General features: G+C 58.9%; 27 protein-coding genes. 18 read left to right on the forward strand and 9 right to left on the reverse strand.

The annotated features are described in order from the left end of the window. The first annotated feature begins 25 nt into the window (after positions 1 to 25). The 11 genes from DW943_RS04530 (at position 26) to folB (ending at position 10,294) form a co-directional block, all read left to right on the forward strand. Entirely contained in the window at positions 26 to 448 is a 423-nt protein-coding gene (locus DW943_RS04530) for a Zn-ribbon domain-containing OB-fold protein (RefSeq protein ID WP_117583871.1), read from the forward strand. Positions 449 to 552: 104 nt separating this feature from the next. Further along, positions 553 to 786, forward strand: a complete 234-nt coding sequence (locus tag DW943_RS04535; protein WP_055251381.1) for an acyl carrier protein — start codon at positions 553 to 555, stop codon at positions 784 to 786. Positions 787 to 791: 5 nt separating this feature from the next. Beyond that, the gene (locus DW943_RS04540) at positions 792 to 1,799 is read left to right on the forward strand and encodes a phosphate acyltransferase (protein ID WP_117862289.1); all 1,008 of its coding nucleotides are present in this window, start codon (positions 792 to 794) and stop codon (positions 1,797 to 1,799) included. Between the two features lie 3 nt (positions 1,800 to 1,802). Beyond that, positions 1,803 to 2,915 (forward strand): butyrate kinase, encoded by a 1,113-nt coding sequence (gene buk / locus DW943_RS04545; protein ID WP_117862290.1) that lies wholly within the window; start codon positions 1,803 to 1,805, stop codon positions 2,913 to 2,915. 74 nt (positions 2,916 to 2,989) lie between these two features. Next, a complete protein-coding gene (locus DW943_RS04550) occupies positions 2,990 to 4,189 on the forward strand; it encodes an MFS transporter (RefSeq protein ID WP_117583874.1) in 1,200 nt (399 codons plus the stop codon). A 100-nt stretch (positions 4,190 to 4,289) separates the two neighbouring features. After that, positions 4,290 to 4,757, forward strand: a complete 468-nt coding sequence (locus DW943_RS04555; RefSeq protein WP_117583875.1) for a hypothetical protein — start codon at positions 4,290 to 4,292, stop codon at positions 4,755 to 4,757. Positions 4,758 to 5,325: 568 nt separating this feature from the next. Next, the gene (gene nrdD / locus DW943_RS04560) at positions 5,326 to 7,548 is read left to right on the forward strand and encodes an anaerobic ribonucleoside-triphosphate reductase (protein ID WP_117779251.1); all 2,223 of its coding nucleotides are present in this window, start codon (positions 5,326 to 5,328) and stop codon (positions 7,546 to 7,548) included. A gap of 427 nt (positions 7,549 to 7,975) precedes the next feature. Then, complete coding sequence (gene nrdG, locus DW943_RS04565; protein ID WP_117637451.1) at positions 7,976 to 8,557, forward strand: anaerobic ribonucleoside-triphosphate reductase activating protein; 582 nt, start codon at positions 7,976 to 7,978, stop codon at positions 8,555 to 8,557. A 66-nt stretch (positions 8,558 to 8,623) separates the two neighbouring features. After that, on the forward strand, positions 8,624 to 9,181 hold the full coding sequence (folE, locus tag DW943_RS04570) for a GTP cyclohydrolase I FolE (RefSeq protein WP_022094399.1): 558 nt from the start codon (positions 8,624 to 8,626) through the stop codon (positions 9,179 to 9,181). A gap of 2 nt (positions 9,182 to 9,183) precedes the next feature. Further along, positions 9,184 to 9,765 carry an HD domain-containing protein gene (locus DW943_RS04575; RefSeq protein ID WP_199572780.1) on the forward strand — a complete coding sequence of 194 codons (582 nt, stop codon included), beginning with the start codon at positions 9,184 to 9,186 and terminating at the stop codon, positions 9,763 to 9,765. Positions 9,766 to 9,808: 43 nt separating this feature from the next. Then, positions 9,809 to 10,294: a dihydroneopterin aldolase gene (gene folB, locus DW943_RS04580; protein WP_199572782.1), complete on the forward strand. Its 486-nt coding sequence runs from the start codon at positions 9,809 to 9,811 to the stop codon at positions 10,292 to 10,294. Between the two features lie 6 nt (positions 10,295 to 10,300). Here folB and DW943_RS04585 read toward each other — a convergent pair whose 3' ends face one another. After that, positions 10,301 to 11,077 carry a M48 family metallopeptidase gene (locus DW943_RS04585; RefSeq protein ID WP_158566089.1) on the reverse strand — a complete coding sequence of 259 codons (777 nt, stop codon included), beginning with the start codon at positions 11,075 to 11,077 and terminating at the stop codon, positions 10,301 to 10,303. Between the two features lie 74 nt (positions 11,078 to 11,151). Beyond that, positions 11,152 to 12,165, reverse strand: a complete 1,014-nt coding sequence (locus DW943_RS04590) for a dipeptidase (RefSeq protein ID WP_117862292.1) — start codon at positions 12,163 to 12,165, stop codon at positions 11,152 to 11,154. Positions 12,166 to 12,285: 120 nt separating this feature from the next. On the opposite strand from DW943_RS04590, the gene DW943_RS04595 reads away from it, so the two are divergent. The 3 genes from DW943_RS04595 (at position 12,286) to DW943_RS04605 (ending at position 14,177) form a co-directional block, all read left to right on the forward strand. Beyond that, positions 12,286 to 12,714, forward strand: a complete 429-nt coding sequence (locus tag DW943_RS04595; protein ID WP_117862293.1) for a peptidylprolyl isomerase — start codon at positions 12,286 to 12,288, stop codon at positions 12,712 to 12,714. Positions 12,715 to 12,717: 3 nt separating this feature from the next. Beyond that, positions 12,718 to 13,296: an urease accessory protein UreE gene (locus DW943_RS04600; protein WP_117840036.1), complete on the forward strand. Its 579-nt coding sequence runs from the start codon at positions 12,718 to 12,720 to the stop codon at positions 13,294 to 13,296. An 83-nt stretch (positions 13,297 to 13,379) separates the two neighbouring features. Beyond that, positions 13,380 to 14,177, forward strand: coding sequence for an HAD-IIB family hydrolase (locus DW943_RS04605; protein WP_117655274.1), 798 nt, complete (start codon positions 13,380 to 13,382; stop codon positions 14,175 to 14,177). 15 nt (positions 14,178 to 14,192) lie between these two features. Here DW943_RS04605 and DW943_RS04610 read toward each other — a convergent pair whose 3' ends face one another. The 5 genes from DW943_RS04610 to DW943_RS04630 all read right to left on the reverse strand — a co-directional run bounded on the left by DW943_RS04610 (position 14,193) and on the right by DW943_RS04630 (position 17,715). Then, positions 14,193 to 14,573 (reverse strand): Fur family transcriptional regulator, encoded by a 381-nt coding sequence (locus tag DW943_RS04610; protein WP_172677978.1) that lies wholly within the window; start codon positions 14,571 to 14,573, stop codon positions 14,193 to 14,195. A 61-nt stretch (positions 14,574 to 14,634) separates the two neighbouring features. Then, positions 14,635 to 15,045, reverse strand: a complete 411-nt coding sequence (locus DW943_RS04615; RefSeq protein ID WP_117655275.1) for an acylphosphatase — start codon at positions 15,043 to 15,045, stop codon at positions 14,635 to 14,637. A gap of 2 nt (positions 15,046 to 15,047) precedes the next feature. Beyond that, complete coding sequence (locus tag DW943_RS04620) at positions 15,048 to 16,154, reverse strand: Gfo/Idh/MocA family protein (RefSeq protein ID WP_117862294.1); 1,107 nt, start codon at positions 16,152 to 16,154, stop codon at positions 15,048 to 15,050. A gap of 73 nt (positions 16,155 to 16,227) precedes the next feature. Next, complete coding sequence (gene rnhA, locus DW943_RS04625) at positions 16,228 to 16,764, reverse strand: ribonuclease HI (protein ID WP_117862295.1); 537 nt, start codon at positions 16,762 to 16,764, stop codon at positions 16,228 to 16,230. 48 nt (positions 16,765 to 16,812) lie between these two features. Further along, entirely contained in the window at positions 16,813 to 17,715 is a 903-nt protein-coding gene (locus DW943_RS04630) for a LysR family transcriptional regulator (protein WP_117862296.1), read from the reverse strand. Positions 17,716 to 17,990: 275 nt separating this feature from the next. Between DW943_RS04630 and DW943_RS04635 the strand changes: the two genes are divergently transcribed. The 3 genes from DW943_RS04635 to DW943_RS04645 all read left to right on the forward strand — a co-directional run bounded on the left by DW943_RS04635 (position 17,991) and on the right by DW943_RS04645 (position 20,762). Then, positions 17,991 to 19,301 carry an O-acetylhomoserine aminocarboxypropyltransferase/cysteine synthase family protein gene (locus DW943_RS04635; protein ID WP_117862297.1) on the forward strand — a complete coding sequence of 437 codons (1,311 nt, stop codon included), beginning with the start codon at positions 17,991 to 17,993 and terminating at the stop codon, positions 19,299 to 19,301. Positions 19,302 to 19,602: 301 nt separating this feature from the next. Further along, complete coding sequence (locus DW943_RS04640) at positions 19,603 to 20,364, forward strand: hypothetical protein (RefSeq protein ID WP_117862298.1); 762 nt, start codon at positions 19,603 to 19,605, stop codon at positions 20,362 to 20,364. 191 nt (positions 20,365 to 20,555) lie between these two features. After that, positions 20,556 to 20,762, forward strand: a complete 207-nt coding sequence (locus DW943_RS04645; protein ID WP_117564436.1) for a hypothetical protein — start codon at positions 20,556 to 20,558, stop codon at positions 20,760 to 20,762. 108 nt (positions 20,763 to 20,870) lie between these two features. On the opposite strand, the gene DW943_RS04650 is transcribed toward DW943_RS04645, so the two are convergent. After that, on the reverse strand, positions 20,871 to 21,785 hold the full coding sequence (locus DW943_RS04650; RefSeq protein WP_233543598.1) for a ketopantoate reductase family protein: 915 nt from the start codon (positions 21,783 to 21,785) through the stop codon (positions 20,871 to 20,873). 117 nt (positions 21,786 to 21,902) lie between these two features. After that, on the reverse strand, positions 21,903 to 22,673 hold the full coding sequence (locus DW943_RS04655; RefSeq protein ID WP_117862300.1) for a cyclase family protein: 771 nt from the start codon (positions 22,671 to 22,673) through the stop codon (positions 21,903 to 21,905). A gap of 163 nt (positions 22,674 to 22,836) precedes the next feature. Between DW943_RS04655 and DW943_RS04660 the strand changes: the two genes are divergently transcribed. Continuing rightward, positions 22,837 to 24,027 (forward strand): aldo/keto reductase, encoded by a 1,191-nt coding sequence (locus DW943_RS04660; protein ID WP_117862301.1) that lies wholly within the window; start codon positions 22,837 to 22,839, stop codon positions 24,025 to 24,027. The last annotated feature ends 63 nt before the right edge of the window (positions 24,028 to 24,090 follow it).

A 24,090-nucleotide genomic window follows, 5' to 3' on the forward strand; every position in this document is an offset into this window, starting at 1 on the left:
TCGATTTCCCATAAGGAGTATTCTCATGCAACTCAAAGATATGGAGCCCGTGGTCAAGAAGTTCTACACGGGTCTTGAAGAGGGCATCTATTGGGCACGTCAGTGCCCCGAGTGCGGAGCCGTCGAGTTTCCGCCTCACCTTGCCTGCAATGCCTGCGGCTACCACAAGACCGATTGGGTCCAGGTTTCCGGTCACGGCCATCTGATCGATTTTACCCTGCCTGGTCCGCAGAACGACAAGCCCTACCTCAAGGAGTATGGCAAGTACGCCTACGGCGCCGTCGATATTGACGAGGGTTCTCAGTACACCTACGTCATCTACGGCATTACCAAGAAGAAGGCCCCCGAGATCCGCGCCAAGCTCATGGCGGGCGAGACCGTTGGTGTCCATGCCAAGGTCATCGATCGACCGGGTTACAAAGAGCTCACGTTTGAGCTTGACGACTAGGTTTTCACCCTTTTAACAATTCGATTCCTCTCTTAGGCCACGGCGGGACCCATGTCTCCAGCCCGCCGTGGCCGCCCCTCTTTTTATCTTAGAAAGGCACCATCATGAACGAAGAACTCACTCAGCAGATCTGCGATTTTGCCAAGTCCGCTTACAACTACGATGGCGATGTGACCCCCGAGACGACGTTTGAGACCCTGGGCAAGGGCTCGATGAAGATGATCGCCCTGACCTCCATGATCGAGAACGAGCTCGATGCCGAGGTCCCCGTTCGCGAGGTCATGGTCATGAAGACCATCGGCGAGCTTATCGAGCGCACTGCCGAAGAGATGGAGTAGCTGCCATGGACCTGATGCAGACCCTGCGCGAGCAGGCTGCCGCCAAGCCTATGCGCGTTGCTTTTCCCGAGGGCGAAAACGAGACCATGATGCAGGCGGTCGCAAAGATCGCCGCCGAGCATCTTGCCGAATGTGTGCTGGTCGGCGACGGCGGTAAGCTCAAGGAGCTTGCCGATGAGCGCGGCATCTTCCTTGACGGCATCGAGATTGTCGATGTGACCGACGAGGAGGCGAACGCCGCCTGCTGCGAGCGCTACCTTTCGCATCCGGATTGCAAGTTTAAGCCCAAGGGCGCCGCGCGCCGTATGACGCGTCCGCTTGAGCGCGCCCTGATTTTGCAGGTGCTCGGCGATGTCGACGTAATGTTCGCCGGCATTGATAACGCCACGGGCGATATTATCCTGGCGGGTCAGACCATCGTCGGCCTTGCCGACGGGGTGGACACCGTGAGCTCGTGCGGTATCGCCGACATTCCCAACTGGAACGGCGGCGAAGGTGGCCTTTTGGCTTTTGGCGATTCCGCCGTTTGCGTCGACCCTACGAGCGAGGAACTTGCCTCGATCGCGATTTCGTCGAGCGAAACGGTGCGCTCGCTGACCGGATGGGATATCCGTTGCGCGCTGCTTTCGCATTCGACTGACGGCTCGATGGATAATGAACTTGTCGACAAAGTGCGCCGTGCTCGTGAGATTGCCAACGATCGCCGTCCCGACCTTGCCATCGACGGTGAGTTCCAGTTTGATTCGGCGATTAACCCCAAGGTTGCGGCCAAGAAGGTACATCGTGAGTCCGCTGTTGCGGGCCAAGCCAACGTGGTCATCTGGCCCGATATCAACGTGGGCAATATCGGCGTCAAGATCATCCAGAATCTGACCGGTGCCAATGCCTACGGCCCCATGCTTCAGGGCTTCAAAAGGATCGTGTGCGATTGCTCGCGCTCTGCGCCCGTCGACGAGATCGTCGGCAACGTGGTGATGAGCTGCGTGCGCGCCCAGGCGCTTAAGGAGGCTTAGGGTATGTCCGATAAAAAGACTCCCTGGCGCGTCCTGGTAATCAACCCAGGTTCCACTTCCACAAAGGTGGGCGTTTTTGAGGGTGACGAGTGCAAGCTCAGCAAGAACGTTGCGCACGATGCGAAGGACCTCGCCCAGTTCGATGGGGTTTCGGCTCAGATGCCGTATCGCTGCGATCTGATTCTTGGAGCACTGGGGGAGGCGGGCCTGAAGCTCGAGGACTTTGATGCATTTGTCGGTCGCGGCGGCGGCTTGCTTTCGTTGCCCGGCGGCACGTATGCCATCAATGAGGTCATGCTCGAGCATGCCCGCATCGGTGCGAACGGCATTCAGCACCCGGCGCAGCTTGGCCCCCAGATTGCCCATGAGTTCGCTTCAAAGACGGGCAAGCCCTCTTTTGTGGTGAATCCTCCCGATACCGATGAGCTGTGCGACCTCGCACGTATGACGGGCATTAAGGGCGTGTATCGAAACGTGCACCTGCACGCCCTTAATCTTAAAGAGACCGCCATTCGTCACGCGGCAAAGCTCGGTCGCGCATATGACGAGTGTAACTTTATTGTTTGTCATATCGGCGGTGGCATTTCGATTTCCGCTCACCTTAAGGGCAAGATGGTCGACGGCAACGACATCGTCGGCGGCGAGGGCCCCATGGCGCCGACGCGCTGTGGCTCGGTCCCCGCAATCGAGGTCGCGAAGTATACGGCGGAACATGGCCTCGACGTTGCCCGCGCCCATTGCATGAAGACCGGTGGCTTCGTTGACCTTTTGGGTACGTCCGATGCCATCGAGGTGTGTGAACGTGCCGCTGCGGGCGATAAGGCTGCAGCACGCGCTTGGGATGCAATGGTTTACCAAATCTGCAAGTGGATTGGCGAGATGGCCTGCGTGCTGAAGGGCGACGTCGACGGCATCTTGCTCGGAGGCGGCATGGTCCACAGCAAGGAGCTCGTTGCTTCGATTGAGGAATGCTGCTCTTGGATCGCTCCCGTATCGGCTTATCCCGGCGAGTTTGAGCTCGAGGCGATGGCGTCTGGCGCCTGCCGCGTGCTCGATGGTGTCGAGGAAGCGCTCGTGTACAGCGGAGAACCCGTGTTCACCGGATTCAACGACTAATAGTGCTGTGTTTGGGGCGGCCGCTGGTGATGTCTGGCCGCTCCGACCCTTTTCTTTAAGTGTAAGGATGGATCATGGATAAAACCAAGATCAAGTACCTGGTGGGCATTTACGCAGCCGCCATGTGCATCATGGGCATGCTCGTGCCCGTTCCCATCGTGGCCTCTGTTGCGGCCGCGTTTCCCAACGAGAACATCGCTGCCGTTCAGATGATTATCGGCATCATTCCGTTGATGATGGCGTTGTCCGCCATGCTCGTCTCTTCACAGCTTGCCTCTCGCGTGTCCAAGAAGAAGACGACGCTCGTCGGTCACATTATCGTGATGCTGGCAGGCGCCTCGGTGCTGGTGTTCCACGACTCGCTCGGCCAAGTCTTAGCGGCTTCTGCTGTCATGGGCCTTGGTCTCGGTGCCGTGCAGAATTCAACGGACGCTCTTATCGCGGATTACTTTGGCGGAAAGCAGCGCTCGTTTGTCATGGGCATCTACTCCACTTTTGTTGCACTGGGCGGCATTATCTGGACGATGGTTTCCGGCATCTTGGGTTCTGCCGAGTGGTTCCACAGCTATGCGGCGTACTTCATCATGATCATTTTCATCGTAATCGAGGCTGTTTGCCTTCCTGAGGGTCATCTTGAGCCCAAGCGCGAGGTCAACGTGTTTGCCAATATGCCTAAAGAGGTCGCGATTATCACGCTCATGAGCTTTGTGTTCGTACTTACGTTCCAGCTCTTTAGCTCCAATGTCTCGCTGCTTGTCGTGGGCCGTGGCTTTGGCGGTACCGTGGAGGCCGGTCTTGCCTCTACCGTTATGACCGTTGCCGGTATTGCGGCTGGTCTTTTGGTCGGTCCGCTGTTTGCCAAGTTTAAGAACCTGGCTATGCCGATCGCGTGGGGCGTGACGCTCGTCGGCCTGGGCCTGACGCTGGTTGCGCCCGCCTTTATGGTGCTGTGCGTTGCGGGTTTTGTCGTTGCGCTGGGCAAGGAGACCTACGTGCCGCTGGAGGGCAATTTTGCCGCCGGCAACTCTGCCCCCGAGGGACGTGCGTTTAACCTCGCCATTGGCATGGCAGGTATCAACTTTGGCATGGCATTGTCTCCCATTGTGTTTGAGGCCGTGACGTCGCCGTTTGGTGCAACGATTGACCAGAAGTTCATCGCCGGCATGATCGTCTGTGCGGCTTGTGTCGTCTTTGGCGCCATTAAGTATCGCAAGCTCACCCCGGCCCAGCTTGCCGAGGCCGAGAAGATGGCGGCCGGCGGCGAGGCGGAGTAGCCGCTCGAGTAGTTGCTTTGCCGTACATCATGTTTTATCGGGGCCGCCGACATATGCCGGCGGCCCTCTTTCTATCAATGACTTTGAAAGGCTTACGGCTATGAAGTTACCTGTCAGGCGCGTTATCGGTATTCTCAACGGCTTCTTTAACCCGCTATTGCTCTGCGCGTTTCTCCCCATCATTGAAGGGGCGCCTGGCTTGGATCTGACGGGCCCCACGGGCTTTTGGGGACAACTCATCGTGGCCACGGTGATCGCCGAGGTTCTGAGCGCACTCCCGCTGTTTGGCAAAACGGTTGGTATGTGCCTGGACTTTTTTGGTTTTGAGCAGGGGAGTGCATCACACAAGATCGCCGGTACGGTCATCGGTGCCACGCTCCTTTTTATGGTGATCGGTTTTGGCGAGATTGCCTTCCAGGGAGGATTCGGAACGATTGAAGGCCGTACGTTCTTCGCGCGTTGGGCCGGCCTCGTCACAAAGGGATGGGCCTTTGTGGTTATCGCCGGCGTGCTGCTCGATCCCTTTACAGCGGCTCTCGGCCGCATGATGGTTCGCGAAGAGAGGTAATAGATCCTCGCCTATCGAATGCCGGCGGACGGGGCGCCGGGGCTGTAGTCTTCCGAGCGTTTACAGTCCTGTCGCTCCGTCCGCCGGCATTCGACCGCAACATGTTGGTCAAGCATAATCTTTTGGATTCTTTTGGCGTGAGCGGCTTGGTTTTGGTAGGATTTGTCAGCGGCGCGGTTGAGGGGGTTTCAAAACTGCCGTGCAGGTAGTCGAGCTGATAACGTTTTAGCACTCTGCCAAGAGCCCTTCATTTTTAATGCGTTTGCAAAATGACTAATTGCTTTGACCTGCTGAAACACTATATGTTGTGTTTGACCTAAAAAAAGAATACAGGATATAGATGCCTCTTTGTCGTATGATAGATGGCGGACAGAGAACGAAGACCTTAACTGCCTCTTTTGAACGTGTCCTTGAGCCGCTTGATCGGCTTCTGGGAATGTCCGCATGGAGGCTTATGGTTTATCGAGAACAAAGATTGCGCGACGGCGCCGCAAGACAGGGACAGGCCCTGCCGGGCATCGTTTGGCTCTGAAGCGCAATGAGGCTACGATGCGAAAGAGGCAAGAGGATGAAGATCATCAAGCGCAGCGGCACCGAGGTTGTCTTTGACATCGATAAGATCGTCAATGCCATCCGCGCCGCCAACTTGGAGGTCGAGGAGAGCTCTCGTCTAACCGACCGCCAGGTGGTTTACGCGGCACAAAACGTCGCCGAGGCATGCGAGAACGCGGGCCACACCGTTTCGGTCGAGGAGATCCAGGACCTGGTCGAGGACGAGATCATGCGTCTCGACTGCTACGAGGTTGCTCGCCACTACATCATCTATCGCTATGTTCAGAGCCTGAAGCGCCAGAAGAACACGACCGACGACAAGATTTTGTCGCTGATCGAGTGCAATAACGAAGAGGTCAAGCAGGAGAACTCTAACAAGAACCCGACCGTCAATTCCGTCCAGCGTGACTATATGGCCGGCGAGATTTCCAAGGACCTGACTCAGCGTGTGCTGCTGCCCCAGGAGATCGTGGATGCCCACAATGAGGGCCTGATCCACTTCCACGATTCCGACTACTTTGCCCAGCACATGCATAACTGCGACCTGGTGAACCTGGAGGACATGCTCCAGAACGGCACCGTTATCTCGGGCACGCTGATCGAGAAGCCGCACAGCTTCTCGACTGCCTGCAACATCGCGACGCAGATTATCGCCCAGGTTGCTTCCTCCCAGTACGGCGGCCAGTCTATTTCGCTGACCCATCTCGCCCCCTTTGTTGAGGTGAGCCGTCAAAAGATTCGCGGCGAGGTTGCCCGCGAGCTCGAGGAGCTCGGTGTTTCGGCATCTGCCGAAAAGGTCCGTGAGGTCGTTGAGGACCGTCTGCGTGACGAGATCCGTCGCGGCGTCCAGACGATTCAGTATCAGGTCGTGACCCTTATGACCACAAACGGCCAGGCGCCGTTTGTGACGGTCTTTATGTATCTCAACGAGGCTCGCTCAGCGCAGGAGAAGCACGACCTTGCCATGATCGTGGAGGAGACGCTTCGTCAGCGCTATGAGGGCGTTAAGAACGAAGCCGGTGTGTGGATTACCCCGGCATTCCCCAAGCTTATCTATGTACTCGAGGACGATAACGTTCACGAGAATTCCCCGTACTTCTACCTGACCCAGCTGGCTGCCAAGTGCACCGCCAAGCGCATGGTGCCCGACTACATCTCCGAGAAGAAGATGCGCGAGCTCAAGCTGTCTAAGGGCGAGACCGCCGGCAACGGCGATTGCTACACCTGCATGGGTTGTCGTAGTTTCCTGACGCCCGACCGTTCGGGCAACGGCTTTAACAATGTCGCCAACGCGCTGAACTATGACCCGACCAAGCCTAAGTACTATGGTCGCTTTAACCAGGGTGTTGTGACCATCAACCTGCCCGATGTCGCGCTGAGCTCGCATCAGGACATGGACAAGTTCTGGAAGATCTTCGATGAGCGCCTTGAGCTGTGCCATCGTGCCCTGCTGTGCCGTCATGAGCGCCTGATGGGCACGCTTTCGGATGCCGCGCCGATTCTTTGGCAGTACGGCGCCCTGGCGCGTCTGAAGAAGGGCGAGACGATCGATAAGCTGCTCGTGGGCGGCTATTCCACCATCAGCCTGGGGTATGCCGGCCTGTATGAGTGCGTCAAGTACATGACGGGCCACAGCCACACCGAGAAGGAGGGCACGCCCTTTGCCATGGCCGTCATGCAGCGCATGAACGACAAGTGCGCCGAGTGGAAGGCCGAAAGCGATATTGACTTCTCGCTGTACGGTACCCCGCTTGAGTCGACGACCTACAAGTTCGCCAAGTGCCTGCAGCGTCGTTTTGGCATCATCCCGGGCGTGACGGACAAGGGCTACATCACCAACAGCTACCACGTCCACGTGTCCGAGGAGATCGACGCATTCGACAAGCTCAAGTTCGAGGGCATGTTCCAGCAGCTTTCGCCGGGCGGTGCCATCTCCTACGTCGAGGTTCCCAACATGCAGGACAACCTCAAGGCTGTCATCCGCGTGATGCAGTACATCTACGACAACATCATGTACGCCGAGCTCAACACCAAGAGCGACTACTGCCAGGTGTGCGGCTACGATGGCGAGATCAAGATTGTCGAGGATGACGGCAAGCTGGTGTGGGAGTGCCCCAGCTGCGGCAACCGCGACCAGGAGAAGATGAATGTCGCCCGTCGCACGTGCGGCTACATCGGTACCCAGTTCTGGAACCAGGGTCGAACCGAGGAGATCCGCGACCGCGTGCTGCATCTCTAATACCGCTCCGGGGCTGAACCGAGAGGGCCGCTTGGGCATTTGCTCGCTATTTCGGACAGTCCTGCGCAAGACGAAGGCCACATTAAGTGGCCTTCTTTGCGTGCGGAACTCATATCGAGCAAAAGCCCAAGCGGCCCTCTCGGCTCAGCCAAGTTGACGTAGCTGAGATGCAGCGCGCGGTCTGCTCACTCCTCGAAGTTCTTAGCGGAAATAATTCGAGCTGCAGCTGCGATTTACTTGCGATAGCGGTTGAGCCGCAACCCAGTTTTTATTGGACCTCGAACCCTATGCTCGATGTTCGCTTCGTTCATTGAGTTACCCTTTGCATGAGGCCGGGACATATCGTCCCGCCCGCAGTTTCGCAGGCCGAAGGCCGAGAATGTTTGAGGACGGGATGATATGCCCCGGCCTCCCGGGAGAGTTACCTATGAACTACGCGAACATTAAGTATTTCGACATTGCTGATGGGGAAGGCGTTCGTACTTCTCTGTTTGTGAGCGGGTGCCGTCGTGGGTGCAAGAATTGCTTTAACTCTGTTGCGTGGGACTTTGCTGCGGGCGAGCCCTTTGATCGTGCCGTCGAGGACAAGATTATCGAGAGCCTCGATCATCCCTTTATTGACGGCCTGACGATTCTGGGTGGGGAGCCCATGGAACCCGAGAACCAGGCGGGGCTCGTTGAGTTTGTCGAGCGTGTTCGTGCCGCTTATCCTGCGGGGTCAGGAAAGACCATTTGGTGTTTTACCGGCGACGTGCTCGAGGAGCTTATGCCGGGTGGTCGTCACCATACTGAGGTGACGGACCGTATCCTTGCCTGCCTCGACATGTTGGTGGATGGCCCGTTTGTTCAGGATCTTTATGATATCTCGTTGCGCTTTAGGGGCTCGAGTAACCAGCGTGTGATCGATATGAACGCTACGCGCGACCGCGCTGTGCGTGAGGGCGTTGCGCTTTGCGACGCTGTGCAGCTTTGGCGGGACGATCCGGTCTATTCGACCCATACTATGTAGCTTGTGGTCGATGCCGGAGGGCGTGGTACCATAGCGCGAACGTGAAATCGGAAAAGTGAGGCCCAGATGGTCGATCAGGAAAAAGTCGAGGCCGCCATTAAGCTGTTGCTTGAGGGCATAGGGGAGGACCCAACTCGTGAGGGCCTGTTGGAGACCCCGGCGCGCGTTGCCCGTATGTATGGTGAGATCGCCGGCGGCATGGACCAGAGTGCCGAGGAGCACCTGTCCAAAACCTTTGCCGTCGCTTCGAACGATTTGGTTATCGAGCGCGACATCACGTTCTACTCGCTGTGCGAACATCATCTGCTGCCGTTTTATGGCAAGGCCGCCATTGGTTATATCCCTAACGGTCGGGTGGCTGGGCTTTCCAAGCTCGCCCGCACGGTTGAGGTTTATGCCCGTCGTCTTCAGCTGCAGGAGCAACTGTGTGCACAGGTTGCCGATGCCCTCATGGACTATCTCGCTCCCCAGGGAGCGATTGTGTTGATGGAGGCCGAGCATATGTGCATGACGATGCGTGGCGTGCAAAAGCCCGGCACCAAGACCGTGACGCTCGCTCGCCGCGGCGTCTTTGAGACCGATCCCGCGCTCGAGGAGCGTTTCTTTAGGATGCTGGGCCGCTAACCATGAGAGTCGTCAACGACTTTACATCGAAGACCGATGAGGGGACGTCGCGTCGCGGCTTTATGGCTTCGGGCCTGGCCCCCTTTGGTGCCATGCCTCGCATTGATTACATTTGTGCCAACGGGCTGTTCCGGCGGCACCTGGGCAACATTGCACGGTTGGAATCGGGGCGCATCTTCTGCCGCCACGGTATTGACCATCTTCTCGATGTCGCTCGCATTATGTGGATCAAGAATCTCGAGGAACAGCTCGAATTTGACCGCGAGGTCATCTACGCCACGGCACTTCTTCACGATATCGGCAAAGATGAACAGTATGAATCGGGTATATCCCATGATGTTGCAAGCGAACGCGTCGCTGATGCAATTCTCGGCGGCATGTCCGATGACGTGGCGTTTGAGCCGGCCGATGCCGCAGCCATTAAGACGGCCATTCTGGGCCATCGAAAGCTGCGCGTGAACAGCCAACCGCTTGAGCGTCTGCTCTATGCAGCCGATAAAGCGTCGCGTGCCTGCTTTGCATGCCCCGCGCGCAACGCTTGCAACTGGAGCGATGATAAAAAGAACCTGTCGATTCGCGTGTAGTTAGTTTGCGCGGTCGGGGTTCTAAACGAAGGAGACGATCGCATTGAGTAACAAGAAACTGCCCGAGAATGCAACCAAGACCGAAGGTGCTGAGCTCGCCCGCCGTGGAAGGGGCGAAATATCCACCGCAACGGCGGCGCCTCACGTGAGCTATGACGATCTGCGCCATGCCGATCGCATTGTCATTGACGGCCTTGAGGTTTTTGCCAACCATGGCGTGTATCCCGAGGAGAATGCGCTGGGTCAGAAGTTCATCGTTTCTCTGGTGCTCTATGCCGACCTGCGCGCGGCGGGGGAGCACGATAACCTGGACGCCTCGATTGACTACGGCTCGGTGTGCCACGATGTCGATGGCTATCTGCGCGAGCACACGTTTAAGCTCATCGAGGCGGCAGCCGAGGGGACAGCCCAGATGCTGCTGCGCCGTTATCCCTCGCTGCTTGGTGTGCGCATAAAGCTCGATAAGCCGTGGGCTCCTGTTGGCCTGCCCCTGGCAAGCTGCGGCGTCGAGATCGAGCGCGTGCGCTAGTCGACGCTAGAGCTTGTTGAGGGGTGGCTGCTTGAGCCGCTGCGACAGAGCTCTATTGTTAGGGCAGTACGTGTCGAGCAGGGCGTGAAACCGCTGATTGTGGCTTGGCTCGAGCAAGTGGACGAGCTCGTGGGCGACAACCATGTCGAGGCATTCGACAGGGTAGGCGGCGAGCTCGCGCGCGATGCGAATGGCGCCGGTTTTGGGTGTGCAGGAGCCCCAACGCGTTTTCATGCTGCGCACGGAGACGCGGGCCACGGCGACGCCCATTGCGATTTCGTACGCGTGCACGATGTCGCGTAGCGCTGCGGTGACCTCGGACGCGTAGAGCTGGTCGATGTGGGCTTGGAGCTCGTCGGACGTTAGGCCGTCGAGGATTGCGTGCCGCTTGGCCTGCGGGCCTTCGTCCGATTCATCGGTACCCATAAAACTTGCGAAGGTGGCCTGTTTGGGTCGCGGTGCGGGTAATGCAAAGTTGTGATCGAGTGCATCCTGTACCGTGATGGGCTTGCCCCAAAGTGCAATGATGGACGAGGGGCTGAGCGGCTCTCGTGCCGTCGCCTGACGCTGCTCGCGCTGGGCAAGTCGGCTGGTAATCCAGGCGCTGTTGCGCTTCACAAACGCTTCGATACGCTCGCGGGTGGCGCCGAGCGGTGCGCTGGCGTGGACCTCACCGCTCGAAGTGACGCGTAGGTTGAAGTTCTTGACGCACTTTTTGGTAACGACGACGGGGATGGGCGTCCCATCCGGTCGGGATGCGGAAATCGTAAACTGCTGCGTCAAAAGCGGTCCTTTGGATTGGGGACGGGCCGGCATGTCGACCGTTCGGCATGCCGGCCCGCTCAAGGGATGTGAAATTAATAGCGCTCAAAGAAGGCGAGCGCGTTGTCGCTGCAGAGCTTTTGCATCACGGTCTTGCCAAAATGCTTGGAAAGCATGTTCTGGAACTCGGGCATCTTGCTGGCATCGGAGAGGAAAGCGGGCACCGTGGCGCCGTCCCAGTCGCCGCCGAGCGCGATGACGTCCTCGCCGCCCAGGTCGAGCCAGTGCTCGATATGCGCCGCCAGCTGGTCGAAGGTGACGTCTGCGGCGGTCTTGTCGGTTGCGTCGTTGGAAAGGAACTCGCTGCAGTAGTTGAGGCCGACGATGCCACCCATGTCGCGAATGGTGCGGAACTGGTCGTCGGTAAGGTTGCGTTTGACGCCGCAAACCGCACGGGAGTTGGAGTGGCTGGCGACGAAGGGACGCGTGGCGCGGGCGGCGACCTCGTCAAGGCACTCATCGTTGAGGTGGGAGACGTCGAGCACCATGCCGGCGTGCTCCATCTGCGTAAGCGCCTCGATGCCGGCGGCGGTGAGGCCGGCGTGGGTGTCGTGGCCGCTCGCGAGCGGTCCCTGCGCGTTCCAGCTGAGTGACGACATAAGCACGCCCAGGCTCTTGAGCACCTCGATCAGCGCGGGGTCCTCGGCAAAGAACGTGGCGTTTTCGATGGTGTGGATGCAAGCGACCTTGCCGTCCTTGAGCGCGGGGCGAATGTCTGCGGCGCTGCGCACGTTGACCATACGGTCGTGGTTGAGCATTGCCTGGCCGCTCATATGCGCCATGATCTGCGCCTGGAAGCGCGCGGCGTGGGCGGTGGGAATCTCGTCGGGGACAAACGTGGCGAAGCACTGTGCCCACGGCGTGTTGCCGATCTTTACGAGCGAGATGGCACAGGCGTTACCCTCGATGAGGTCGAAATCTTGCGGATGCGTTTCGTCGCCGGGGAAATAACCGTCGGTGCCGGCGGTAAAGCGCAGGTCGAGATCGAGCGTGGCCCAGCCGATTCGGTCGGCAGTGTCGCAGTGTAGGTCAAATACGGGATATGCCATGGTTCCTCCGGTTGCAGCGTTTCTTTGCAAACTGTCTTTGAATTGTATGACTAGGGTATAGTTAGCGCCATATGTTCACGGCGGCCCGCGTTGTGCGCCGCCCTTATCACGGAGGTTACCATGTCCAACCAGGGCAAGAAGGTCAAGACCCATTATCGTGGCACGCTCGACGACGGCACGCAGTTCGATAGCTCTTACGATCGCGGCGAGCCGCTGGAGTTCACCTGCGGCGCCGGTCAGATGATCAAGGGCTTCGACGCCGCTGTTGTCGACATGCAGGTGGGCGAGAAGAAGACCGTGCACATTCCCGCTGCCGATGCCTACGGCGAGCACAACCCCGAGATGGTCCTGACCTTCCCGGCTGAGCAGGTCCCCAATATCGAGCAGATCGAGAAGGGCATGAAGCTCTTCCTGTCCACGCCGAGCGGCATGCCCGTCTCCGCCGTCGTCATCGACGTGACGCCCGAGGCCGTGACGCTCGACGCCAACCACGAGCTCGCCGGCAAGGATCTCAACTTTGATATCGAGCTCGTCGAGGTCGAGGACTAGAGTATGCCTGAACGCTTGGTTTCGACGACATGCTTGGGAAATCTCAACGATCCGTCCTATGAACTCCTGCTTCGCCGGAAGTTGGGCGGCGTCTTTGAAGTTGACGAGCTACTGCTCGATTGGGACCAGGCTGATGCATGCGCGTTTGTGGGCGTGACGGAACTGGGGCGCACGATCGATGTTCGGTTGGATACTGCCGACGGCGGTCGTCTTGCCGATGGCGACGTGCTCACCATTGACCGTTCGGGCATGGTGCCCGTGGTGGTTGTCGTGCGCCTGCGCAGCGCCGAGGTCTATTTGGTCGAAGTCGACCGCATGGATCCGATTGCGCTCGCGCATGCGTGCTGGGAGATCGGCAACATGCATGCGCCGCTCTTCCGGGGCGACTCGGACGAGCATACCGTGCGCATGTATACGCCGGTGCAGCCGGTTTTGGGCCGTATGCTTCGCGGCGTCGAGGGAGCTCGAATCTCGATCGTTTCGCGCGAGCTCGATGCGGGCCGACGCTTTGCGTCGAGCGCGGCCGATGTTGTCGTGAGCATGGCTCCGGACTTTACCATCGTTAAAAAGACGCGCGACTAAGCGCGCGTATGCGCAAGACGGGCTTTGAGGGGTGACCGATCAAGGTCCGTCTTGCTGTTGATAGGAGGCTTTGGGGGAAGCATATGGGTCTTGAGGGAATCAAGCTGATTGCATGCGATTTGGACGGCACGTTGCTGCACCCGGGGGAGCGCGAGCCGCGTTCCGAGGCCTTTGAGCTTATCGATGAGCTACATCGTCGCGGTATCGTGTTTATGCCGGCGAGTGGCCGTCAATATGCGAGCCTGCGCTACCTGTTTGCCCCGGTGGCCGATGAACTCGCCTATGTATGCGAAAACGGAGCCCTGGTCATGAGCGAGGGGCGTGCCGTGGTCAAGCGTTCTATGGAGCGTGGCCTGGCCATGGATATCGCGAATGCCGTGGTTGCGTACCCCCATGCCGACGTGACCCTTTCGTGTGAGGGACACCTCTACACCATGAGCAGCAACGATGCGTTTGTTGACCACCTGCGTTATGAGGTCCATTGTGATGTGGCGGTAGTCGACCGTCCCGAAGACATTGACGAGGATGTCATTAAGATTGCCTTCCAGACGCCCGAGGCGGAGCAGCCGGCGGCGCTGGAGTATTTTGTGCGTCGCTTTAGCGACCGGGTCGATGTGATGACGTCGGGAACCGAATGGACCGACTTTATCGGCTTTGATTCGGGCAAGGGGTCCGCGCTTGCCGATTATGGTTGTGCGCTGGGGATCTCACCTAACGAAATGATGGCGTTTGGCGATAACGAAAACGATCGCGACATGCTCAACGTGGTGGGCCATCCCTATCTGATGGAGAGCTGCAATCCCAGCATGCGCGGTGTCAATGACCGTGTCCGCTACGTGCGCACGGTCGAAGAGGAGCTGCGTCGTCTACTTGCTGAGTAGGCATGTCCCAAACATCTACCGGCAGTCGGGGCAGAGACCCTCGAAGATGGTGTAGTGCGACGTGACGTGCCAGCCGATTTGCTCGGACGCCTTGGCGTCGAGCTGGGCATCGAAGGGGAGCGGTACGTCGATGACGCGGCTGCATGAGGTGCAGATGATATGCGCATGCGGCTCGATCGTGCGATCGAAGCGGCTGCCGCCCGGCGTCTTGATGGAGAGGATCTCGCCGGCGTCGGCCAAGAGATTGAGATTGCGGTAGACCGTACCGCGGCTGATTTTGTCATCCTGCGCGCGCACGACGTTGTAGATTTCGTCGGCGGTGGGATGGTTATAACTTTGGCGCACGGCGTCAAGAACCAGCTTTCGCTGCCTGGTATTCCTTCTTTGCACCGCCATGCGCCTCGCCTCTTTTCTATCAACGGTCGTAGGTAAATGATACCGTATTTAGCACACAATACTAATAACGAGGAATGAAACTGTCTTCATTGGCAAGTGGGGCTTGGGCCTGGGCTTCTACGAGGCGAAAACGCGTTCCCATGCGCTCGTAGGAGGCATGAAGCGCCTCGAGATGAGATAGGATGTTTGCCGGAGCTCCCTGTATCTCCATCTCGACCGAGCCGTCTTCCATGTTGCGCACCCAGCCGGTGAGTGCGCGTGCCTGCGCGAGGTTGGTGTTGGTAAAGCGAAAACCAACGCCCTGGACTTGCCCCGCCCAGCGCAGGAAATAGCGCAGGGGAGTGTCTTGAGTGGCCTCGTCGCTTGCGAGCACAGTAAGCCTGCGGCGCAACTCGAGCTCGATGTTTGATGGTTTTTGAGGCTCTCGACTGCCGCCGGTGACGCTGGAGAAGAACGCATCGAAGAAGCCCATCGCTAGGCCTGCTTACCTGCGTCGGACGGGAAGGTAATGCCGGCCTGCTGGCGCACGGCATCCATGATGCGCAATGAGACGAGCGTGACATCGCGGTAGTGGCCAAGTTCGTGACGTCCCGCCGGGGTCTCCCAAATCTCTTCCTTAACGTTATCGATGCCGCCGATGGCGGTGATAAAGTCTGTGAGTTCGTATTCCATAGTGTTGCTCGATTTGGGCAGGTCGAGCACGCGGCCGTTGTCGCCCTGTTCGCTCGGTGCCTCGGTCGCCGAGCCGCGTACGACATCGCCGCGATAGTCGATGCGGACATTGCGGGGCGTGGACAGATGGTCGATCTGGATAGTGCCACGCTCGCCTTCGATCTGCGAGGGTAGCAGGTCATTCGTTATTTTGGAGTGCGCGAGCTCGACGGAGATACGGCCACCGCCGTAGCTGGCGAGGATGGAACCGCAGCCGTCGATGGGGCCGTGCGTGAGCTGTCGCGTGGCGGGGTCGAGCAGAGTAGCCATGCTCGTAAGGCCGGAGGGCATGCCGAAAATCTCGACCATGGGCTCGACGGTGTAGACGCCAATGTCCATGAGGGAACCCGATGCCATATTGCAGTCGAAGATATTGGTGGCGCGTCCCGCGAGAATCTCGTTGTAGCGCGAGGAATATTTGCCAAAGCGCAATGAGGCGCGGCGGATGGGGGCGATCTCGCCCAGGGCGTCCTCGATGGCGTGGAAGGCGGGGTCGTGGAGGGGACGCATGGCCTCGAGGGCCACGACACCTGCTGCCTCGGCAGCGCGGAAGACTTCCAGCGCCTGCGCTTCGGTGGCGCAGAAGGGCTTCTCGACGATGACGTGCTTGCCACCGGCGATGCAGGCAAGGGCCTGCTCGTAGTGAAGTGCGTTAGGGCTGCCGATATAGACGGCGTCGACGTCGGCGGCTGCCGCGAGCTCATCGAGTGAAGTAAAGTTTCGCTCGCCACCGCGCTCGGCGGTAAAGGCGGCACCGCGATTGGCATCGCGTGAAAGCGTGCCCACAAACGCGGCTTGGTCGTTGGCGTTGACGACTTGGATAAAGTCGTCGGTGATCATGGATGTGCCGATGGTCGCGATGCGCAGCATATGTCCCCCTTGCGTTGTTTGGTCTACAGGATGAGTGTAGCGCGTGGGGATATAAAGCTGCGCGAAAACGCTATTACAGGTCGCTCTCGTTAAAGCCGGCGTCGATATCGAGGTTACTGCCGTCGGCCGCCGTGGTGGCGAGCTCATCGCAGCGCTCGTTGAGCTCGTGACCGGCGTGACCCTTAACCCAGATGAACTCAACCTTGTGTTTGCTTTTGGCGGTGAGTAGACGCTCCCACAGGTCGCGGTTCTTGACGGGTTGCTTGTTGGCGGTTTTCCATCCGCGCTTTTTCCAACCGTCGATCCAGTGCTTGTTAAAGGCGTTGACGACGTACTGTGAATCGGAATGGACTTCGACCTCGCAGGGGCGGTTGAGTGCCTCGAGCGCCACGATAACGGCCATGAGCTCCATGCGGTTGTTGGTGGTCTTGGCGTAGCCGCGCGAAAGCTCGGAGGTAAAGGTCTTGCCGGCGGGGTTGGTGTATTTGAGCACGGCGCCGTAGCCGCCGCGTCCCGGATTTGATCGGGCCGAGCCGTCGGTATAGATGATGACCTTCACGGGCTTCCTTTCGTTGGGTACGTTTCGTGTGAGTGACCATTGTAGCGCCATGCCCGCCGGGGGCCAGCAATCTACGATTTCTACCCCGTCTTCCGACTGTTAGTTGGCATGGATGATGCGGTTGAGCTCGTCGAGGTATTGCTGCAAGAGGAGAGAGGGCTTGCGCTCGTCGTGCATGATGTAGCCAACGTGCATCGTTGGGGCGTCTGCTAGCGGGATCGATGCCATGCCCCATTGCATTTCATTGGAGAGGACACCGGTCGACAGGGTGTAACCGTTCGACGTGATAAGTAAGTTGGTAAGTGTTCCGCGGTCCGAGATTCGTATGTTGCGGTCGCAAGGGATATAGCTAAAAGGTTCCTCGGCGTAATAGAAGGAATTTGAGGTTCCCTGCTCAAAGCTGTAGCGCGTATAGGGCGTGAGGTCGGCAAGGGACAGCTGCGGGCGGCGTGCGAGCGGGTGGCGCTCGCTAACGAAGACGTGGACCGTCGCGTCGAAGAGGGGATGGAAGCTTGCGCGGACATCGGCGAAGGCCTTCTGCAGAACGCGGGCGTTAAAGTCATCCAGATACAGAATGCCGATATCGCTGCGAAACGCACGGACGTCATCGATGATCTGCGATGTGGTGGTCTCGCGCATGATGAACTCGAACTTGCTGTCGCGGCAGCGCTCGACTACGTTGACAAAGGCCTCGACCGAAAAGGCGTAGTGCTGGGCGGAAATGGCGAGGCGGGCTTGCGGGGTGCCACCGTCCTCATAGCGTGCCTCGAGCATGTCGGCCTGCTCTACGACCTGGCGCGCATAGCCCAAAAGCTCGGTGCCGTCGTTGGTGAGCGTGACGCCGCGGCTGGAGCGCGTAAAGATCTCCAGATGGAGTTCTTGTTCTAGGCTTTTGACGGCGTTTGAGATGTTGGACTGAGCGGTATAGAGGCGCTGAGCTGCGGCGTTGATTGAGCCGGACTCTGCCACGGCGATAAGAAAACGAAGCTGCTGGAGGGTCATCGGTGCCCGTCCTTTCGATAGCTATCTAAAAAACCGATAACAGGTTAGCGCTTTTAAGTGATTGACCGAGCGAAACAATGCTCGTACTATTCAAAACACACAAAGGCGGTAGGTAATTAAGCCGACCACGGAACCGGGATGTCAAAAGGAGGACCGCATATGAACTGCTTACCAAGACGAATGCCGGGCTCCTGTTTGCGCCCGTCGGCGTGATCAGGAGACAGCGACTTACTTCTCTCTTATTTATTTACTTTCGTTCGATCAAGGAGATCATCATGAGCCAGTTCATCAACAACCCCGAGCACACCTTTGGTTTCGATACCCTGCAGCTTCATGTTGGCCAGGAGAGCGCCGACCCCGCATCCGACTCCCGCGCCGTGCCTATCTACCAGACCACGAGCTATGTGTTCCGCAACTCCCAGCACGCCGCCGATCGCTTTGGTCTTGCCGACACCGGTAACATCTACGGCCGTCTGACCAACTCCACCCAGGGCGTCTTTGAGGACCGTATCGCCGCGCTCGAGGGTGGCGTGGCCGGTCTTGCCGTCGCCTCCGGTGCCGCCGCCATCACCTATACCCTGCAGGCTCTTGCCCAGGCTGGTGACCACGTGGTGGCTCAGAAGACCATCTACGGCGGTTCCTACAACCTGCTCGAGCATACGCTCTCCCAGTTTGGCGTCGAGACCACGTTTGTCGATGCTCATAACCTGGAAGAGGTTGAGGGTGCCATCAAGGACAACACCACGGTCATCTATCTCGAGACGCTCGGCAACCCCAACTCTGACATCCCCAACATCGACGCTATCTCCGAGATCGCCAAGAAGCACGGTCTGCCGGTTGTCGTCGATAACACCTTCGGCACCCCGTATCTGTTCCGTCCGCTGGAGCATGGCGCCAACATCGTTGTCCACTCCGCAACCAAGTTCATCGGCGGCCACGGCACCTCGCTGGGCGGCGTGATCGTCGACGGCGGTAACTTCGATTGGAAGGCGAGCGGAAAGTACGCCCAGATCGCTGAGCCCAACCCCTCCTACCATGGCGTCTCGTTTGCCGAGGCTGCCGGTCCCGCCGCCTTCGCAACCTATGTCCGCGCCATCCTGCTGCGTGACGAGGGTGCCTGCATCAGCCCGTTCAACGCCTGGGTCCTGCTCCAGGGCACCGAGACCCTGTCGCTGCGCGTTGACCGTCATGTTGAGAACACCAAGAAGGTCGTTGAGTTCCTGGCTGGTGACAGCCACGTCGCCAAGGTGAACCACCCGAGCCTGCCTGAGCACCCCGATCACGAGCTCTATCAGAAGTACTTCCCCCGTGGCGGTGCCTCAATCTTTACCTTTGAGATTAAGGGTGGCCAGGAGGCGGCCTGGAAGTTCATCGATCATCTGCAGGTGTTCTCGCTGCTTGCCAACGTGGCCGACGTCAAGTCGCTCGTCGTGCACCCGGCTACCACCACGCACTCCCAGCTCTCTGCCGAGGAGCTCGCCGAGCAGAACATCACACCCTCCACGATCCGTCTTTCCATCGGTACCGAGAACGCCGAGGATATCATTTGGGATCTGAAGCAGGCCTTCGCCGCGCTGGACGAGTAAGACGACTTATGCAAGGACCCCTTGCGACCTGATAGGTATAACTGCATAAAATGCCTGCTCAAGGCGCCTGTGTGAACAATGGTTGCACAGGCGCCTTTTTTGCATAGAGCGGGTGCAAAAACAGGGTTTTTGACACGCTTTATGCATTCGAGTTGTGGAAAACTCCTGTTGAGAGGATGTGAGTTTTACGCAATTGACGTGCGCCTTTTGAGTAAAGCCGCAGGTCGCGATTTGCTCGGGGTACTATGCAGCGCGATTGAATCATACGCAGCAAAAACGCACTACGGAGGTTTCCAGCTACATGAGGATCGATTCACGAAAACCGAAAGCCGCCGCCCTTTCCGCCGCTCTGACCGTGGCACTTTTGGCGGGCGCCGGCGCAACTGATGCCCACGCCGCAACACTGTCCGATACGGTTGGATCTACACCGTCCGAGACGACGCTGGTACAGCCCGTTGACTATCGCGGCGATGGTTATGGTTCCATGCAGGAGTGGAACGCCTCGATGGAGGCCAAGCGCGATTCCCTTGAGATGCGCGCTCAGATCATTATGAATATGTATGGCGACTATGCTACCGATGACGAGCGCGCTGTGCTGCAGGGTTGTATCGACGGTGCGGGTAGTCTGTTGACGATGGGGGAGGTCGACACGAAGTCGACCGAGCTCGATGAGCTGCGCACTGCGCTTGAGAATGCCAAGCGCGAAGCGCTCGAGGCCGCCGCAGCCGAGGCCGTTCAGGCTTCGTATTACAACGCCGGCTCCGGCTTGTCTTACACGTCTGCTGCGTATTACGCGAACGGCTCGGGTCTGACGCGCTCGAGCGGCGTCAATAACTATAACGGCCGCCGCGAGACTTATTACAGCAGCAACGTGTTGTATCACCACCGCACGGGCGAATGGACGCAGGATTCCGAGGGCTTTTGGCGCGATTCCGATGGCTACTACGTCGTTGCCGCGGGCGATAAGGCCCAAGGCTCCACGTTTACCGGTTCCAAGGGCGAGTGCAAGGTCTATGACTCCGGCTGTGCTGCCGGAACCACCGACTACTATACCGGTTGGTAATCTGCCATCAGAGCAAAATAGGCACATGATGGGCGGGCGTCTTTACTGAGCTTTTAGGCAACGTAAAGCCGCCCTTTCTTTATGTGCGTTTGAGTTAACAGAGCCCTTACCGTGGCGGTACGCTGGGCGTATGCATGCGGGGCACACTGGTTCATGAGAAATAAGGTCTTTCTCGTGGAGGAAGTGGTCTCATGAACGCTCGAGATATCGCTATCGCCGCCGTCGCATTGGTACTTGGCTGTCTTGGCCCTACAGCTGCGTTTGTCGCAGGCATGCAGGGCTCGTGCGGGGCTGCTCCTATTGTGGTCGGCGCGCTCATCGCAGCAGCGCTGCTGGGAAGTGCGGGCGTGACCCTTTGCCGCGATGACGAGGACGAGACGCCGCAGGTGCGGCGCTAACCGTTGTGAAGCTGGTTTTGCCCATAGATGAAGAAGGAAGCCGCCGCAAGGGGAGTGCCCTTTGCGGCGGTTTTTGCTATTGAGACTGTTGGATGCGGTGCGGCGGCGTTACCAGCTGGCCTCGATTTCGCGGATGCGCGAATAGAGCCATTCGTTTTGCGGCACCTGGATACCGTGCTTGGCCGCGAGGCGGCAGATGGTACCCGCAAATTCCTCGACCTCGGTTCTGCGTTGAGCGATGCGGTCTTGCGCCATCGAGGGCATGCCGGCGGGATCGAGCCCTTTTATGAGACGCACCATCTGCGTTAGGTCTGCCTCGGTGAGCTCGATACCCTCGGCATTGGCGACTGCAAGCGTCTCGCGCATGGCGGAGACAAAACTGCGGAGCTGCTCGGAGCCCTGCTCCGTAGCGCTTCCGTAGGTGCCGCCGTAGGCCATACAGGTCTGGTTGATGCCGTCGTTGAGCATGAGTTTGGCCCACATGCGATGTGCGATGTCGTGCTCGACGGTATGGGCGATGCCGCAACGCGTGTAGAGCTCGTCGATGGCGATAACGGTTGCGGGGTCGGTGCCCGCTGCCGCACCAAAGCGGATCTCGCCGGCATTGGTATAGGTGAGCTCCCCGTTGAGGAATACGGCGTCCATGCCCTGGCAGATACCAAGGACGGTGTGCTCCCAGCCAAAGCGCTCGGCAATCTTCTGCTCGCTCGTGATGCCGTTGCACAGCGATGCGATCAGCGTGTCGGGTCCCACGACGCTTTCCAGGGTTTTGAGCGCCACATCGAGCCCGGTTGTCTTGACCGTGAGGATGACCAGGTCGACGGGCGTCGCCTCGCTCGCGCGGACGGACTTGAGCGCGCAGGGCTTGCCGTTGACGGTGAGCGCATCGTTCGCATGGCGCTCAAAGCGCGCGTCGTCCATAACGTATTCGACGGCGTCGTTGCCGAGCGCTTGGGCGATCATGCTGCCGTAGAGCAGGCCCACGCCGCCCTTGCCGATGAAGGCGACCTTGTTGATCTGCATGTGAATCATCTCCCCATAAAAAGGCGCCCGCGTATGGGGCGCCTGATGGATTGTATGCCGCCGGGCCATGTCGCGTGCACCGGATGGCCGTATTTAGAAGAACAAACGCATGGGAACTTATGACGCGGGGCAGACCGCAAAGACACGTGCGGGATATCCGACGCCATCACGCACCTTGGGGAAGGTGCAGAAGATGACGGCGCCCGTGGCGGGAAGCTCGTCTAGATGGTCCATGACCTCGATCTGATAGCGGTCGACCGAGAGGATGTACTGTTCGCCGGGGTCGGGGTAGGCGTCCTCACGCGTGGTCACGCTCGCCGGGTCGGTGTCAGCCGGCTCGTGGCCGATGGCGCCGATGTCGCGCTCTTCAACGAGCCACTTGATGGCGCCGAGGTCCCAGCCGGGGTAGTGGGGCTGGCCGTCCTCGTCCTTGTTCTCGAGGTCGGCGAGCTTGGACCAGTCGGAGCGGAAGGCGACGAAAGCGTCCTCGGGAATGCGACCGTGCTCATCCTCCCAGGCTTTGAGGTCCTCGATGGTCAGGATAAAGTCGGGATTCGCGGCGCACTCCTCATGCTTGTCGATCACGCAGAGCGGATGCATAAACTCGATGGGTTCAATCTCTCCAAGGGAACGACCCTCGACATGGAAGTGGCGCGGCGCGTCGACGTGGGTGCCGTACTGCGAGGCGACCGAATACTGGAAGCAACGCATGGGCGCGAGCATGTCCTCGGGCGTGCCGGGCAGGTAGTCGAAGAGCTTGGTGGACTCAAATGGCTTAAAGCCAAACCAGTGCGGGGTGTCGCATGAGAGCGTGTGGGTGAGGTCGACCCAGCGATAATCGTTGCTTTTGAGCTGGGAGGCGAGGTTCCAAAGGTCGAGCGCGGGCATGGGCGGCTCCTTTCATCGGGCTTTTTGCTGATGTTAAAGCGGTGCCGTGACAGCTCGATTTCTGCTGCGTTACGATACGTTCTCGATTGCGATTCCACGATGTTTCGGCCGCGTGACCATTGTGTTTCGTCTTGCCGGGGTGCTGATGGCGAAAGGAGGGGCCGTGCAATACCGCGTTGACCCCAAAAGTGGTAACCGAATATCCGCTCTGGGTCTGGGCTGCATGAGATTTCCCGGTGCGCCGGGACACCCCGATGCGAAGACAACCGATGCCATCATTTCCCGTGCGGTGGAGCAGGGGATTAATTATCTGGATACCGCGTATCTCTATCCCGGTAACGAGGTGTGCGTGGGCGCCTCACTTGAGCGCTTGGGGCTGCGCGACCGGGTGTTGCTGGCGACTAAGTTGCCGCACGCTTCGTGCAAATGTGCGGAGGATTTCGACCGCTTTTTTGACGAGCAGCTGCACCGTTTGCGGACCGACCATATTGACTACTACCTTATGCACAACATCACCTCGCCCGCCCAGTGGGAGCGCGTGGTGGCGTTGGGCATCGAGGACTGGATTGCGCACCAAAAGGCTGCGGGGCGTATTCGCCAGATAGGTTTTTCGTACCACGGCAGTGCGGCGGACTTCCTCACGATGCTTGACGCGTATGACTGGGATTTTTGCCAGATCCAGTACAACTACGCTGGAGAGCGCTACCAAGCGGGAACGGCGGGACTCATGGCGGCTGCGGAGCGCGGGCTCGCGGTGTTTGTGATGGAGCCGCTTTTGGGTGGACGCCTGGCGGGCAAGCTGCCTCCGCGGGCCCGCGCCGTGCTCGATGGCGCCCGTGACCCGCATTTGCGCACTCCTGCCGCCTGGGGACTTTCGTGGGTGTGGAACCATCCTCAGGTCACGATGCTGCTTTCGGGCATGACCGATACCGCACAGGTGGACGAGAACGCGGCATTGGCGGATCGCGCACTGCCGAATTCGATGACGACAGAGCAGCTCGATACCATCGCACGTGTGCTGGCGGAGTTTGAAAAATCGAATCGCGTGCCCTGCACGGGATGCGGCTACTGCATGCCATGTCCCAAGGGTATTAACATTCCCGGCTGCTTTGCCGCTTACAACGCGAGCTATGCGCACAGCTGGTTTACGGGGCTGTCGCAATACTTTACGGCGAGCGCGGTGCGCACGAGCGAGCCCAAGCTCGTGAGCAATTGCGTCAAGTGCGGCAAATGTGCGCGTCACTGCCCGCAACACATCGATATCCCCGAGCGTCTCGACGACGCGCGCCGACGTTTCCAGCCTGGCCCCGTAACGGCCGCGCTTAAAGTCTTCAGCAAAACTCGCTCCTCATGACCCTTTTATATCTTGTGATGGAATAGTTCCTGTTTGCGGCAGAATAGGGCGATAGCAGGAACT

The organism is Collinsella sp. AM44-11, from assembly GCF_003467145.1.
Lineage (GTDB): Bacteria > Actinomycetota > Coriobacteriia > Coriobacteriales > Coriobacteriaceae > Collinsella.

Coding starts and splice junctions, on each gene's coding strand:
- DW943_RS04530 (WP_117583871.1), top strand. CDS start 26: ATGCAACTCAAAGATATGGAGCCCGTGGTCAAGAAGTTCTACACGGGT.
- DW943_RS04535 (WP_055251381.1), top strand. CDS start 553: ATGAACGAAGAACTCACTCAGCAGATCTGCGATTTTGCCAAGTCCGCT.
- folE (WP_022094399.1), top strand. CDS start 8,624: ATGGTCGATCAGGAAAAAGTCGAGGCCGCCATTAAGCTGTTGCTTGAG.
- nrdG (WP_117637451.1), top strand. CDS start 7,976: ATGAACTACGCGAACATTAAGTATTTCGACATTGCTGATGGGGAAGGC.
- rnhA (WP_117862295.1), bottom strand. CDS start 16,764: ATGGCGCTACAATGGTCACTCACACGAAACGTACCCAACGAAAGGAAG.
- DW943_RS04590 (WP_117862292.1), bottom strand. CDS start 12,165: ATGGCATATCCCGTATTTGACCTACACTGCGACACTGCCGACCGAATC.
- DW943_RS04640 (WP_117862298.1), top strand. CDS start 19,603: ATGAGGATCGATTCACGAAAACCGAAAGCCGCCGCCCTTTCCGCCGCT.
- DW943_RS04645 (WP_117564436.1), top strand. CDS start 20,556: ATGAACGCTCGAGATATCGCTATCGCCGCCGTCGCATTGGTACTTGGC.
- DW943_RS04575 (WP_199572780.1), top strand. CDS start 9,184: ATGAGAGTCGTCAACGACTTTACATCGAAGACCGATGAGGGGACGTCG.
- DW943_RS04595 (WP_117862293.1), top strand. CDS start 12,286: ATGTCCAACCAGGGCAAGAAGGTCAAGACCCATTATCGTGGCACGCTC.
- DW943_RS04620 (WP_117862294.1), bottom strand. CDS start 16,154: ATGCTGCGCATCGCGACCATCGGCACATCCATGATCACCGACGACTTT.
- DW943_RS04650 (WP_233543598.1), bottom strand. CDS start 21,785: ATGCAGATCAACAAGGTCGCCTTCATCGGCAAGGGCGGCGTGGGCCTG.
- DW943_RS04605 (WP_117655274.1), top strand. CDS start 13,380: ATGGGTCTTGAGGGAATCAAGCTGATTGCATGCGATTTGGACGGCACG.
- DW943_RS04550 (WP_117583874.1), top strand. CDS start 2,990: ATGGATAAAACCAAGATCAAGTACCTGGTGGGCATTTACGCAGCCGCC.
- buk (WP_117862290.1), top strand. CDS start 1,803: ATGTCCGATAAAAAGACTCCCTGGCGCGTCCTGGTAATCAACCCAGGT.
- DW943_RS04635 (WP_117862297.1), top strand. CDS start 17,991: ATGAGCCAGTTCATCAACAACCCCGAGCACACCTTTGGTTTCGATACC.
- DW943_RS04630 (WP_117862296.1), bottom strand. CDS start 17,715: ATGACCCTCCAGCAGCTTCGTTTTCTTATCGCCGTGGCAGAGTCCGGC.
- DW943_RS04555 (WP_117583875.1), top strand. CDS start 4,290: ATGAAGTTACCTGTCAGGCGCGTTATCGGTATTCTCAACGGCTTCTTT.
- DW943_RS04600 (WP_117840036.1), top strand. CDS start 12,718: ATGCCTGAACGCTTGGTTTCGACGACATGCTTGGGAAATCTCAACGAT.
- nrdD (WP_117779251.1), top strand. CDS start 5,326: ATGAAGATCATCAAGCGCAGCGGCACCGAGGTTGTCTTTGACATCGAT.
- DW943_RS04655 (WP_117862300.1), bottom strand. CDS start 22,673: ATGCCCGCGCTCGACCTTTGGAACCTCGCCTCCCAGCTCAAAAGCAAC.
- DW943_RS04615 (WP_117655275.1), bottom strand. CDS start 15,045: ATGGGCTTCTTCGATGCGTTCTTCTCCAGCGTCACCGGCGGCAGTCGA.
- DW943_RS04540 (WP_117862289.1), top strand. CDS start 792: ATGGACCTGATGCAGACCCTGCGCGAGCAGGCTGCCGCCAAGCCTATG.
- DW943_RS04610 (WP_172677978.1), bottom strand. CDS start 14,573: ATGGCGGTGCAAAGAAGGAATACCAGGCAGCGAAAGCTGGTTCTTGAC.